This is a genomic window from Pseudophaeobacter sp. A-200-2 (assembly GCF_041008815.1).
GTDB lineage: Bacteria > Pseudomonadota > Alphaproteobacteria > Rhodobacterales > Rhodobacteraceae > Phycobacter > Phycobacter gallaeciensis_A.
Window position 1 is genome coordinate 268,249 of sequence record NZ_JAXGFU010000002.1, and the last position, 13,710, is coordinate 281,958.

Genomic DNA, 13,710 nt, shown 5'->3' on the forward strand with positions numbered 1-13,710 from the left:
GTCAGTTCCGGGCCGGAACCTGCCGTATTTGTCTGATCCATTTTGTGTTTTCCCGCGTAACAGAGTAATACTGAACATCGCTGCGCCCCGGGGCGTAGCAGCAGCGGAGGAAGTGGTCGTATGAATATCCATATGCGCGGCGTGGACGAGACACCGGACCGGACCGAGGCAGAGGCGGCTCTTGAGACGCTTCGCCAATGGGCCGCGACAGCCACCCAGACGGAAATTGCGCAGCTTGACCCAGCCGTTGCCCGGCTTCTGCCAGAGCGGGCGGTGCAGAACTACCCCGATCTGTCGCGCAACTACCCCGAGGATTTTGTGGCGGATGAGGGCTATCGCGCCACATTGCCCGACCTGCAGAACGGCCCCTCCAGCCTGATCCGCGGCGCCAATGAGCAGATCCAGCATGTGGGGATCTCCAACTTCCGCCTGCCGATTCGCTTTCACACACGGGACAATGGCGATCTGACGCTGGAAACCAGCGTGACCGGCACCGTCAGCCTTGAGGCCGACAAGAAGGGCATCAACATGTCCCGGATCATGCGGTCCTTTTACAAACACGCAGAAAAGACCTTCAGCTTTGAGGTGATCGAGGCCGCGCTTGAGGATTACCTCAGCGATCTCGGCAGCATGGACGCGCGCATCCAGATGCGGTTCTCCTTCCCGGTGAAAATCGACAGCCTGCGTTCGGGCCTGTCGGGCTATCAATATTACGATATCGCGCTGGAACTGGTGGATCGGGACGGGGTGCGCAACAAGATCGTGCATCTGGACTATGTCTATTCCTCGACCTGCCCCTGTTCGCTGGAACTGTCGGAACACGCGCGCCAGTCGCGCGGGCAACTGGCAACCCCGCATTCGCAGCGCTCGGTGGCGCGGCTGTCGGTGCAGATCGACCCCGAGGCCCCCTGCCTGTGGTTCGAGGATCTGATCGATCATTGCCGCCGCGCGGTGCCTACCGAGACGCAGGTCATGGTCAAGCGCGAGGACGAACAGGCCTTTGCCGAACTGAACGCTGCCAACCCGATCTTTGTCGAGGATGCTGCGCGCCTGTTCTGCGAAGCCCTGCAAAGCGATCCGCGCATTGGCGATTTTCGCGTGGTGGCCAGCCATCAGGAAAGTCTGCACAGCCACGATGCAGTCAGCGTGCTGACCCAAGGGCCATTGTTTGCCGAAACAAGTCTTGATCCGGGGCTGTTCTCGACCCTGATCCATCGGGGGTAACAGGCAGGAGGCGGCGCACGTTGCGCCGCCTCCTGCCTGTTCAGGTATCACTCAAGCGCGAATTTTCGCTGCAGCGCCGCATTTTTTTGCTGCGTTGCCGCATTCTCGTGCTAGCCTTCCATCAGGTCCGGACCCAGATGGCTACGGAATCCTTCTGCTGGCCAGATATCCATGCCGGATCTCTTTGATGTAAGGAGTTCCCGATGTTCTTTTCGCCCATCCTCCAAGATCAGCCTGCAACGCTGCCGCAATGGGTCGGCTATTCTGCCGGGACACAGTTGCGATGCTGGCGTGCGATGACGGCGCTGGCGGTTCAGGCGCCTTATGAACAGATACGCCTGACGCATGTACTGATGACCGCCGGAACGGCGGTGTTCAGACAGGCTGCTGTTGCCGCTCCGGCCCCGGCGCCGCAAAAAGCGAAAACACCTGCGAAACGGGCAACCGGCGAAAGTCCAGCCGCCAAAACCAAGACCCCTGCGCGGCGTCCGGCACGCAAAAGCAAAGCCGCCCCGGCGGCCAGGACTACGGCGCGCAAATCGCCTGCTGCCAAACCTGCCGTAGAGAAACCGGTCGCGGCCAGACCCGCAACGCCCAAGGCGGCTGCCACCACAGCGACTGCGAGTAAGACTGAGAACAAGGCAGCGGCCCGCAAGGCGACGACAACCAAGCCTACTGCGACAACGCCTAAGTCGACAGCGGCAAAGACGACCGCGCCCAAAACATCGCCTGCTAAGCCTGCACCAGCGACACTAACACCCACCAAGACCGCAGCAGCAAAACCCGCACAGGCAAAAGCCTCCCCAACGAAACCTTCCTCGGCCAAACCGGCAGCAACAAAGCCCGCAGCGGTCACAGCTGCGGCCAAGGCGACAGCCAAGCCGTCCGCTGCGGCATCCACTCCGCCACAGGCGAATAAGGCTGAAGCCACCACAGCGGCACCGGCACAATCCACCGCGTCCAAGGCAAAACGCGCGCCGTCCAAGCCTCCGGCGCTGCCAGAGCGCTCCGCGGCAAAGAGTGACGCCGAGAAGGCATGACGCCGCCTTTGACTTGACACTTTGCGCAGGGGGCGCCAACGCTGCCCGTCATGTTGGATCTTCGCCCGGTCGCATATGTCATTGGCCTGTTGGTCGTCATTCTTGGCGCCATGATGGTCTTTCCGTTCCTGATCGATCTTTACGATGGGCAGGGCGAATGGCCGGTGTTTCTTGAAAGCGGCCTGATCACCATTCTGGCGGGCGGGCTGCTGGCGCTCAGCTGTGGCAATTCAGTGCGGCAGGGGCTCAGCATTCGTCAGACCTTTCTGCTGACCACTTCGGTCTGGGCGGCGCTGCCGGTGTTCGGTGCGATCCCGCTGATGATGGGGGCGACCGAGCTCAGCTTTACAGATGCGTTTTTCGAAGCGATGTCGGGGCTGACGACCACCGGGTCCACGGTAATCTCCGGCCTTGATGACCTGCCACGGGGGATCCTTTTGTGGCGGGGTATCCTGCAGTGGCTCGGCGGGATTGGTATCATTGTCGTCGCCATGGTGTTTCTGCCCGAGCTACGGGTCGGGGGGATGCAGATCTTCCGCTCCGAAGCTTTTGATACCATGGGGAAGATTTTGCCCCGTGCGCAGACGATCGCACGTCAGATCTCGTTGATCTACGTGGCGCTGACGCTGCTGTGCATGGTGGTCTATGTGGTGCTGGGCATGGGGCTGTTCGATGCGCTGGTGCATGCCCTGACCACCATGTCGACCGGTGGCTTTTCGAACTACGATGCCTCTTTCGGCACCTTCTCCGGTCCGGCCGAATACGCGGCATCGTTCTTCATGATCATGGCGGCGCTGCCCTTCGTGCGCTACGTACAGCTGATCAACGGGCAGGGGCAGCCGCTGCTGCGCGATAGCCAGATCCGCGCCTTTCTGGGTACTATTCTGGTGCTGATCATCGTGACCGCCAGCGTGCTGCTTTATATCTTCCCGCACCACCCCGAGCAGGCCCTGCGCGAGGCGCTGTTCAACATCACCTCGATTATTTCCGGCACCGGCTATGCCAGCGTCGACTATATGGAGTGGGGCAGCTTCCTGATCATGGTGTTCTTTTTCATCGGTCTGATCGGTGGCTGCGCGGGTTCCACAGCCTGTTCGGTCAAGGTGTTCCGCTATCAGATCCTGTTTGCCTCGATCCGGGTTCAGATCCAGCGTATCCGCTCCCCCAACGGTATCTTCATTCCGCGCTTTGACGGACGCCCGGTCGGGCCGGATGTCCTCAGCTCGGTGATTTCCTTCTTCATGTTCTTCGTGGTGACGCTGGGAGTTGTGTCCTGGGGGCTGGCTCTGACAGGGCTGGACTTCATCACAGCCGTCTCGGGCGCGGCAACCGCAGTGGCCAATGTTGGGCCGGGTTTGGGCGATATCATCGGGCCTGCGGGCAATTTTTCCACCCTGAATGATGCGGCCAAATGGATCCTGAGCGCGGCCATGCTGATTGGGCGTCTGGAACTGATGGCGGTCTACGCGATCCTGACGTTGCGGTTCTGGCGCAACTGACACCGCGCCGGAGCTCTGGGGTCGTGTAAGGTGGATTGGGCCTCAGACAGAGCCCCCTGCGGCGGTTTGGCCCTTGTATTGCTACAATCCGCAGTCTTGCCCTGATCACGGACCTCCCCTATGAGGCGGTGATCGGAATCTGCGAGCGCACGGAGACGAATGCCCCATGCCCGTTCTAGTAATGAAATTCGGCGGCACCTCTGTCGCCAACCTTGACCGGATCCGGCGCGCGGCAAAGCGGGTCGGTGTCGAAGTGGCCAAAGGCTATGATGTCATTGTCATCGTATCGGCCATGTCTGGAAAGACCAACGAGCTTGTTGGCTGGGTCAATGAAACCTCGCCGCTGTTTGACGCCCGCGAATATGACGCGGTGGTGTCTTCCGGCGAAAACGTCACCGCCGGTCTGATGGCGCTGACGCTGCAGGAAATGGATGTTCCCGCGCGCAGCTGGCAGGGCTGGCAGGTGCCGCTGAAGACGACCAGCGCTCACAGCCAGGCGCGGATCGAAGAAATCCCGACCGAGAATATCAGCGCCAAATTTGCCGAAGGCATGCGCGTGGCCGTTGTTGCCGGTTTCCAGGGCATCAGCCCCGAAGGGCGCATCACCACGCTGGGCCGGGGCGGTTCGGACACCACGGCGGTGGCCTTTGCGGCTGCCTTTGATGCCGAGCGCTGCGATATCTACACGGATGTGGATGGCGTCTATACCACGGATCCGCGCATCTGTGATAAGGCCCGCAAGCTTGACAAGATCGCATTCGAAGAGATGCTGGAACTGGCCTCTCTGGGGGCGAAGGTCCTGCAGACCCGCTCGGTCGAGCTGGCGATGCGCTATCAGGTACGGCTGCGCGTCCTGTCCAGTTTCGAAGAACAAAATGACAATGCTGGCACGCTGGTCTGTGCCGAGGAGGACATCATGGAATCCAACGTTGTGGCCGGTGTGGCCTATTCCCGCGACGAAGCCAAGCTGACCGTGCAATCGGTCGCCGACCGTCCCGGCATTGCGGCAACCATCTTTACCTGCCTGTCTGATGCAGGCGTGAATGTGGACATGATCGTGCAGGACATCTCGGACGAGGGCCGCACGGATATGACCTTTTCCTGCCCCACCGATCAGGTGGCGCGCGCCGAACAGGCCTTGCAGGAGAGCAAGGAAAAAGGCGATCTCAACTACGCCGAACTGGTCGCCGACAAGGACGTTGCAAAGGTTTCGGTCGTAGGGATTGGCATGCGCTCGCAATCGGGCGTGGCGGCCAAGATGTTCAAGGTGCTCTCGGATGAGGGGATCAATATCAAGGTCATTACAACCTCAGAGATCAAAATTTCCGTGCTCATCGACCGGAAATACATGGAACTTGCTGTTCAGGCACTGCATGATGCCTTTGAACTGGATAAGGCAGCCTGATCGTGCGTGGGCTGCCTGGCACAATAACCACGTGAACAGGGCCCATGGTCGAAAGTACTGAATCCGAGAGCCGCAGGTTGCTAGGCCGCCTGCGCGAGGCCATGGCCGGGGATGACCCTGGCCAGGCCCGTCTGGACAAGATCACTCACCTGATTGCTGACAGCATGGGGACCGAGGTCTGCTCGGTCTACCTGTTCCGCGATGACGAGACGCTTGAGCTTTGCGCGACAGAGGGTCTGAACGTCGAATCCGTGCACCAGACCCGCATGCGGATTGGCGAAGGTCTGGTGGGCCGGGTGGCCAGATACGGCAAGGTGGTCAATACCCCCGATGCCCCGAACGCCAAGGGGTTCCGCTATATGCCGGAAACCGGCGAAGAGCGGTATTCCTCCTTCCTCGGCATTCCGATCCAGCGTCTGGGCGAGATGATGGGCGTGCTCGTCGTTCAGTCCAAGGAAGCGCGCGAATTCTCCTCTGATGCGGTTTACGCGCTCGAAGTGGTGGCGATGGTGATCGCCGAAATGGCGGAACTCGGTGCCTTTGTGGGCGAGGGCGCAGCCCTGTCTCCGATGCACCAGCAGCCGGTTCTGCTGAGTGCAACTGCCGCGCAAGAAGGCGCTGCCGAAGGCCATGTCTGGCTGCATGAACCGCGCGTCGTGGTAACCAACCCGATTGCCGATGATCCGCACCGAGAGCTGGAGCGCCTGAACGAAGCAGTGGAAGAGCTGCGCGTTGGTGTCGACAAGATGCTGAAGATCTCTGAAAACGGAGACAAGGATCAGCTGCAAGTTCTTGAAACCTATCGTATGTTCGCCAATTCCAAAGGCTGGATGCGGCGCATGGAAGAAGACATCTCGCGCGGGTTGAGCGCCGAGGCCGCGGTTGAAAAGGAACAGTCCCAGGCCCGGGCGCGTATGTCTCAGGTGCAGGATGCCTACCTGCGCGAACGGCTGAGTGATCTTGATGATCTATCGAATCGCCTGCTTAGGATTCTGACCGGGCAGGGCGCCGAAACCGGCGCCGATCTGCCAGTGGACCCGATCCTGATTGCCCGCAATATCGGCCCGGCCGAGCTGTTGGAATACGGTCGCTCGCTGCGCGGCATCGTACTGGAGGAAGGCTCCGTCGGCTCGCACGCGGCGATCGTAGCGCGGGCCTTGGCGATTCCTCTGGTGGTGAACGCCAAACGCATCACCACCGAGGCGCTGAACGGCGATCATATCATGGTGGATGGCGATCAGGGGGTCGTGCACCTGCGCCCGGATGAAACCGTGGTTAGCGCCTTTCGGGACAAGATCGCGATGCAGGCCGATGCCCAGGAGCGCTATGCCTCGATCCGGGAAAAACCTGCCATTACGCAAGACGAGCAACACGTCACCTTGCTGATGAACGCAGGGTTGATGGCCGACCTGCCATCGCTCGAAGGCTCTGGCGCCGAAGGGGTAGGGCTGTTCCGCACCGAGCTGCAGTTTCTTGTGCGTGATCAGATGCCTAAGCGGTCTGAGCTGGTGACGCTCTATCAGCGCGTTCTGGATGCATCGCACGGCAAGCGGGTGGTGTTCCGGACGCTCGACATCGGGTCGGACAAGGTTCTGCCCTATATGAAACCGACGGATGAGCCGAACCCGGCCCTCGGCTGGCGGGCGATCCGGGTGGGTCTCGATAAACCGGGCGTCATGCGCATGCAGCTGCAGGCGTTGATGCGGGCGGCCAATGGGCGGCCGCTGTCGATTATGTTCCCCTTTGTTGCGCAATTCGAAGAATACCGTGCTGCGCGCCAGGAGATCGACAAAACGCTGGAGCGCGAGCGAATCCTTGGCCACGCGCTGCCGGAACGGCTGGAAGTGGGGGCGATGCTGGAAACCCCCTCGCTGGCATTTGCGCCGCATAAGTTCTTTGAAGAAGTCGATTTTCTTTCGATCGGCGGCAACGATCTGAAGCAGTTCTTCTTTGCTGCCGACCGAGAGAATGAGCGCGTCCGAAAACGCTATGACACGCTGAACGTCAGCTTTTTGACCTTTATCGAGCAGATCGTGGAGCGCTGCGACCGGTTCGAAACACCGCTGAGTTTCTGCGGCGAAGACGCTGGGCGGCCGATCGAGGCTGTCTGTCTTGCTGCGATGGGTATCCGGACGCTGTCGATGCGGCCTGCTTCAATTGGGCCGGTCAAGTCTTTGTTAATGCGTGTTAACCTTTCAGATGTTCGCAAGATTATTTCGGACTCCCGCCACCGGGGCGATCAATCCGTCAGACCTGCTGTGATGCGATACCTGCGGGAGCTCTGAGCGCGGCGACCTTTCTGACAGTAAATAATGGCGCGGCCCCGGAAACGGGGCCTTTTTCTGCTGGGTTGCCGCAGATTGGCCAGGCGCTTGTCCCATTAGCCGCTACAGTCAGCCGAACCGTTTGTGATGCTGGATTTTAGGGGAGGACAGTGGGGCATCAGATGAAACTGCGGGGGGATAAGGTTTGTCTAAAATATTAGCAAATTTGACATTTGGTCGTCCTTGACCCCTCCAAATTTACAAAATTCAATAATTTTGACTGGTTTGCCAGATTCATTCAAATGTTGCCCACATGTTCATCCACAGGAGGGGCTTCTGTTCTGGCGAAGGTTCGAAGGATATCCGGTGAGGTCTGCGTCAGATTGGCAGTGGGGCGCCGGATCGCATAGTGATGTGGCTCACGATCTCGCCAAGCGGGATGTCTTATCCCACAGTTATCCCAGGTTTATCCACATTAATGGATGATGCCTGTGTATTGATGTAAAAACACAAAAGGCAAACCAATTGCGGGAATGGGATCTCTGCATGCCCTGCAAATTTCAAAGTAGTTGCATTCAATTTTACCTTCTCTTGGTTGCCAAGTGGTAAACGACGGGCCCCGGAATGGGGCGTTTAAATTTCAAGTATGAAACTTTAAGCTTGAAGTGTTTGTCGTCTCGCTTATCCTGATCCCAACATAACAATCTCATGCGGAGGGTAGGATCATGAAAGTTGCCTGTTTGGGAGGTGGTCCCGCGGGGCTCTACTTCGCGATTTCAATGAAGCTGCGTCAGCCGGACGCTGATGTCACGGTGTTTGAGCGAAACAAGGCGGACGACACCTTTGGCTGGGGTGTTGTCCTTTCCGATGATGCGCTTGAAAATCTTGCGGAAAATGACCCTGAAAGCGCCGCCGAAATCCGTCGGAACTTTGCCTATTGGGATGACATCGCGGTGGTGCACAACGGCGTGCGTACAGTGTCCGGCGGTCACGGGTTTGCCGGGATCGGGCGTAAGAAGATGCTGCTGATCCTGCAGGAGCGCGCGCGGGAGCTCGGGGTGAACCTGCAGTTTGAAACCGAGGTCGGACCGGCAGCGGACTATCAGGATGACTATGACATCGTGGTCGCCTGTGATGGACTTAATTCCAGCGTCCGCAATGAGTTCGCGGAACATTTTAAACCCAATATCGACGTGCGCCCGTGCAAGTTTATCTGGCTGGGCACCCATCAGAAGTTCGATGATGCCTTCACATTCGTGTTCGAGAACACCAAACACGGCTGGGTCTGGATCCACGCCTATCAATTCGATGCGGATACGGCGACAGTGATCGTGGAGTGTTCGGCAGAGACCTGGGACAACTGGGGCTTTGAGGACATGAGCAAGGAAGAGATCATTCGCACCTGCGAAGAGATCTTTGCCGACCATCTGGGCGGCCACAATCTGATGTCCAACGCCGACCACCTGCGCGGATCGGCTGTCTGGATCAACTTCCCGCGGGTGCTTTGCGAAAAATGGCACCATCAAAACGTCGTGCTGTTGGGCGATGCCTCGGCCACGGCGCATTTCTCGATCGGGTCCGGATCGCGGCTGGCCTTTGACAGCGCCATCGCCCTGGCCGAGCTGCTGACGGTAGAACCGTCTATGGAACGCGCCTTTGAACGCTATCAGGACGAGCGACGCCTTGATGTGCTGCGCTTGCAGTCGGCCGCGCGTAACTCATTGGAATGGTTTGAGGAAGTCGAACGCTATCTGGATATGGATCCGGTTCAGTTCAACTATTCCCTGCTGACCCGCTCGCAGCGGATCTCCCACGAAAATCTGCGCCTGCGCGACCCGGACTGGCTGAAATCGGCGGAAAAGTGGTTCCAGGAACGGGCAGGGGTTCCGGCCGATGCGCCGGTGCGTGCGCCGATGTTTGCCCCCTATAAACTGCGCGACATGACGTTGGAGAACCGCATCGTCGTCTCCCCCATGGCGCAGTACAAGGCGGTGGATGGCTGTCCGACGGATTGGCACCTGATCCACTATGGTGAGCGCGCCAAGGGCGGCGCCGGAATGGTCTATACGGAAATGACCTGCGTCAGCGCCGAAGGGCGGATCACCCCCGGCTGTCCCGGTCTTTACGCGCCAGAACATGAAGCCGCCTGGGCCCGTCTGACCGATTTCGTACATAGCGAAACCCGGGCCAAGATCTGCTGCCAGATCGGCCATTCGGGCCGCAAGGGTTCGACTCAGGTTGGCTGGGAAGTGATGGACGCGCCTTTGAAAGAGGACAACTGGGATCTGGTCTCGGCCTCACCCTTGCCTTGGTCCCCCAATAACGCCACCCCGCGCGAAATCACCCGCGCAGAAATGGAGGCCGTGAAGGCTGAATTCGTCGCTTCGGCCGAGATGGCAGAGCGCGCCGGATTTGACATGATCGAACTTCATGCGGCGCATGGTTATCTGATCTCCTCCTTCATTTCGCCAAAATCCAATATTCGCGAGGATGAGTTCGGCGGCTCGCTGGAAAACCGCCTGCGCTACCCGTTGGAGGTCTTCAAGGCGATGCGTGACGTCTGGCCTGCCCATAAACCGATGTCGGTCCGGATCTCGGCCAACGACTGGATCGGCGACGAAGGTGTGACACCGGAAGAGGCGGTCGAGATCGCCAAGGCATTCTCCGAGGCAGGCGCCGATATTATCGACGTCTCTGCCGGTCAGACCTCGATCGACGCGAAACCGGTCTATGGGCGCATGTTCCAGACGCCGTTTTCGGACCGCATCCGGAATGAGGCAGGCATCGCGACCATGGCTGTCGGCAATATCTACGAGGCCGATCATGCCAATTCGATCCTGATGGCAGGCCGCGCCGATCTGATCTGTGTGGGGCGCCCACATCTGGCGGATCCCTACTGGACGCTGCACGAAGCCACCCGGATCGGGGATCGACAGGCCGCCTGGCCGTTGCCCTACGAGGCGGGCCGGGATCAGGCCTGGCGTCTGGCTGACCGCGACGCAGAGGTGATCCGGGCATGAGTGTTCCGGACAAACACGTCGTCATCTCTGGCGGTGGCTCCGGCGTCGGCGCCGAACTGGCCGCGCAATTTGCGGCTCAGGGCGCCCGGGTGACCATCCTGGGGCGCCGTATGGAGCCTCTGGAAGAGGTCAGCGCGGCGACCAAGGCCCTGCCGCTGACCTGCGATGTAACCGACCGCGCTGCCGTTGAGGCAGCGCTCACCGAGGCGGCGGCCAAGAACGGACCGGTCGCCATTGCCCTAGCCAATGCCGGGGCGGCGCCCTCCAAACCCTTTGACCGGATGAGCGCCGAGGATTTCGGCGCGGCTTTGTCGGTCAATCTGGCGGGGGTTTTCAACCTCTGGCAGGCGGCGCTGCCTGGCATGAAAGAGGCAGGCTGGGGCCGTATGATCGCCATCGCCTCGACCGCGGGGTTGAAGGGATACCCCTATGTTTCAGGCTATTGCGCGGCGAAACACGGGGTCATCGGGTTGACGCGGGCGCTCTCGCTGGAACTGGCACGCACCGGCATCACGGTAAATTCGATTTGTCCGGGTTTCATTGAAACGCCGCTCCTGCAAAGATCGGTTGATAATATCGTCGCCAAGACCGGGATGACCCCGGAGAAGGCGGAAAAATCACTGCGCGCCAGCAATCCGCAGGGTCGTTTCATCCAACCTGCCGAGGTTGCCGAAGCGGCGTTGTGGCTGGCAAGCGAGGGGGCGGGATCGGTGAACGGTTCTGCCCTGCCCATATCAGGAGGCGAGATCTGAACGTGGCGGAAACCTCAAAAGACAGATTGCGGCTGTGGCTGCGGGTGCTGAAGGCGACCCGCGCGGTGGAAAGCGAGATCCGCGAAAACCTGCGCCGCGATTTTTCGACCACCCTGCCGCGTTTCGATGTGATGGCAGCGCTGGTCCAGCACGAAGACGGGCTCAAGATGAGCCAGCTTTCTGGCGTGCTGAAAGTGTCGAACGGCAACGTGACCGGCATCATCGAACGTCTGGTCGAGGATGGCCACGTACAGCGCGAACCGGTGCCCGGTGATCGCCGCGCCAGCCTGGTGCGGATGACCGAGCAGGGCCGCGCCGAATTCGCACGTCAGGCCGAAGCGCATGAGGCCTGGATCGACAAGATGTTTGCGGATGTGCCCCCCGAGGCGGCGCAGACCATGGCCGAGGCGCTGGATGCTGTCGCCCGCCGTTTGGAAAACAAGGATGAAAGCCGATGATCAATACGGATACCAAACATTTTCTCTGCCACGTCGAAGATGGCATTGCGACCGTGTCGCTGGACCGGCCCGAGCGTAAGAACCCGCTGACCTTTGAAAGCTACGCAGAGATGCGCGACTGGTTCCGCGAGTTGCACTATGACGATGACATCAAGGCGGTGATCTTTGCCTCCAATGGCGGCAACTTCAGCTCGGGCGGCGATGTACATGATATCATTGGCCCCCTCACCAAGATGAGCATGAAGGAACTGCTGGCCTTTACGCGGATGACTGGCGATCTGGTCAAGGCGATGGTGAATTGCGGCAAGCCGGTGATTGCGGCGATTGATGGTATCTGCGTGGGCGCCGGGGCGATCATCGCGATGGCGTCGGATCTGCGTATTGCCACGCCGGAGGCCAAGACGGCGTTTCTGTTCACCCGCGTCGGGCTGGCGGGCTGTGATATGGGGGCCTGCGCCATCCTGCCCCGGATTATCGGTCAGGGCCGCGCGGCTGAACTGCTATATACTGGCCGTTCGATGAGCGCCGAGGAAGGCGCCGCCTGGGGTTTCCATAACAAGCTGGTCCCGGCCGAAGAACTGACCGCAGAGGCGCGCCAATGGGCGACGCGGATCGCGGCAGGGCCGAATTTCGGCCACATGATGACCAAGACCATGCTGGCGCAGGAATGGTCGATGTCCATCGAACAGGCGATCGAGGCCGAGGCCCAGGCGCAGGCTATCTGCATGCAGACAGCAGACTTTGAACGCGCCTACCATGCTTTTGTAAACAAGGAAAAACCGGTCTTCGAAGGAGACTGAGTTCTATCGCCCGCCCGGTCTATGCCGCGGCGGGCTTCGCATTGACGGAGAAGAGCTGCACAAGACAGCCAAAGGGGAGTTTCATTATGGCGGACCGGACATTTCTGAACTGGCCATTCTTCGAGGACCGGCACAGAACGCTGGCAGCGGATCTGGATGCCTGGGCGGCCGAGACCGTCAGCGGTATCGACCATTCGGACACCGATGCCGCCTGCCGGGCGCTTGTGACCGCGCTTGGAGAGGGCGGCTGGGCGCAGCATTCCGGCGCGCCAGCCGGTGAAACCCTGGATGTGCGTAGCCTGTGCCTGATCCGGGAAACTCTGGCCCGTCACGATGGGCTCGCCGACTTTGCCTTTGCCATGCAAGGTCTTGGAACCGGGGCGATTTCCCTGTTCGGCAACGAAGCGCAACAGGCAGAATGGCTGCCGCTGACCCGCTCCGGGCAGGCGATTTCGGCATTTGCACTCACGGAACCGCAATCTGGTTCGGATGTGGCAAATTCCACAATGACAGCGACGCTGGATGGCGATGAATATGTGCTGAATGGAGAAAAGACCTGGATCTCAAACGGCGGGATTGCAGACGTTTACACCCTGTTTGCCCGCACCGGAGAGGGACCGGGCGCCAAGGGGTTGTCTGCCTTCATCGTGCCTGCCGGGCTGCCGGGGTTCGAGGTGGTCGAGCGCCAGCAGGTGATTGCGCCGCACCCGCTCGCCACCCTGCGGTTCACCGATTGCCGGATCCCGGCAAACGCAATGATCGGTGGGCCGGGGCAGGGGTTCCGGATCGCCATGTCGGTTCTGGACGTCTTCCGCTCCACCGTTGCGGCCGCGGCCCTTGGCTTTGCCCGCCGGGCACTGGACGAGGCACTGAGCCGCGTCACCAGCCGCCAGGTCCAAGGCGCGCCTCTGTTCGATCTGCAGATGGTGCAGGGGCATATCGCCGATATGGCGCTGGATGTGGATGCGGCGGCTCTGCTGGTCTACCGCGCCGCCTGGACCAAGGATTCCGGTGCAGCCCGCGTGACCCGCGAAGCGGCGATGGCGAAGCTCTTTTCCACCGATCAGGCGCAACAGGTCATCGACAAGGCGGTGCAGTTGCACGGCGGGGACGGTGTGCGCCATGGTCAGAAGGTCGAGGAACTTTACCGCGATATCCGCGCCTTGCGCATCTATGAGGGCGCATCGGACGTCCAGCGGGTGGTGATCGCGCGCCAGACACTTGGCGCCTTTGAAGGAGGCAAATGAG

General features: G+C 60.3%; 9 protein-coding genes. All 9 read left to right on the top strand.

Annotated features, from left to right (window positions below):
* Positions 1-120 precede the first annotated feature (120 nt).
* Positions 121-1,224, top strand: a complete 1,104-nt coding sequence (gene folE2 / locus SM766_RS03890; protein ID WP_065270833.1) for a GTP cyclohydrolase FolE2 — start codon at positions 121-123, stop codon at positions 1,222-1,224.
* A 1,090-nt stretch (positions 1,225-2,314) separates the two neighbouring features.
* Positions 2,315-3,763 carry a TrkH family potassium uptake protein gene (locus SM766_RS03895; RefSeq protein WP_065270831.1) on the top strand — a complete coding sequence of 483 codons (1,449 nt, stop codon included), beginning with the start codon at positions 2,315-2,317 and terminating at the stop codon, positions 3,761-3,763.
* Positions 3,764-3,929: 166 nt separating this feature from the next.
* On the top strand, positions 3,930-5,168 hold the full coding sequence (locus SM766_RS03900; protein WP_065270830.1) for an aspartate kinase: 1,239 nt from the start codon (positions 3,930-3,932) through the stop codon (positions 5,166-5,168).
* Positions 5,169-5,212: 44 nt separating this feature from the next.
* Positions 5,213-7,453 (top strand): phosphoenolpyruvate--protein phosphotransferase, encoded by a 2,241-nt coding sequence (gene ptsP, locus SM766_RS03905; protein WP_065270829.1) that lies wholly within the window; start codon positions 5,213-5,215, stop codon positions 7,451-7,453.
* 704 nt (positions 7,454-8,157) lie between these two features.
* Complete coding sequence (locus tag SM766_RS03910) at positions 8,158-10,452, top strand: bifunctional salicylyl-CoA 5-hydroxylase/oxidoreductase (protein ID WP_368946998.1); 2,295 nt, start codon at positions 8,158-8,160, stop codon at positions 10,450-10,452.
* A complete protein-coding gene (locus tag SM766_RS03915) occupies positions 10,449-11,204 on the top strand; it encodes an SDR family NAD(P)-dependent oxidoreductase (RefSeq protein ID WP_368946999.1) in 756 nt (251 codons plus the stop codon). The genes SM766_RS03910 and SM766_RS03915 overlap by 4 nt, the downstream gene beginning before the upstream one ends.
* A 2-nt stretch (positions 11,205-11,206) precedes the next feature.
* Positions 11,207-11,662 carry a MarR family winged helix-turn-helix transcriptional regulator gene (locus SM766_RS03920; protein ID WP_065270826.1) on the top strand — a complete coding sequence of 152 codons (456 nt, stop codon included), beginning with the start codon at positions 11,207-11,209 and terminating at the stop codon, positions 11,660-11,662.
* Positions 11,659-12,462, top strand: coding sequence for an enoyl-CoA hydratase family protein (locus tag SM766_RS03925; protein WP_368947000.1), 804 nt, complete (start codon positions 11,659-11,661; stop codon positions 12,460-12,462). The genes SM766_RS03920 and SM766_RS03925 overlap by 4 nt, the downstream gene beginning before the upstream one ends.
* Before the next feature lie 86 nt (positions 12,463-12,548).
* Positions 12,549-13,709, top strand: a complete 1,161-nt coding sequence (locus tag SM766_RS03930) for an acyl-CoA dehydrogenase family protein (RefSeq protein ID WP_368947001.1) — start codon at positions 12,549-12,551, stop codon at positions 13,707-13,709.
* Position 13,710: the final 1 nt, after the last annotated feature.

What these genes read in the sequence shown, in the direction of transcription:
- folE2 (WP_065270833.1), top strand. Translation starts at nt 121, where the DNA reads ATGAATATCCATATGCGCGGCGTGGACGAGACACCGGACCGGACCGAG.
- SM766_RS03895 (WP_065270831.1), top strand. Translation starts at nt 2,315, where the DNA reads ATGTTGGATCTTCGCCCGGTCGCATATGTCATTGGCCTGTTGGTCGTC.
- SM766_RS03900 (WP_065270830.1), top strand. Translation starts at nt 3,930, where the DNA reads ATGCCCGTTCTAGTAATGAAATTCGGCGGCACCTCTGTCGCCAACCTT.
- ptsP (WP_065270829.1), top strand. Translation starts at nt 5,213, where the DNA reads ATGGTCGAAAGTACTGAATCCGAGAGCCGCAGGTTGCTAGGCCGCCTG.
- SM766_RS03910 (WP_368946998.1), top strand. Translation starts at nt 8,158, where the DNA reads ATGAAAGTTGCCTGTTTGGGAGGTGGTCCCGCGGGGCTCTACTTCGCG.
- SM766_RS03915 (WP_368946999.1), top strand. Translation starts at nt 10,449, where the DNA reads ATGAGTGTTCCGGACAAACACGTCGTCATCTCTGGCGGTGGCTCCGGC.
- SM766_RS03925 (WP_368947000.1), top strand. Translation starts at nt 11,659, where the DNA reads ATGATCAATACGGATACCAAACATTTTCTCTGCCACGTCGAAGATGGC.
- SM766_RS03930 (WP_368947001.1), top strand. Translation starts at nt 12,549, where the DNA reads ATGGCGGACCGGACATTTCTGAACTGGCCATTCTTCGAGGACCGGCAC.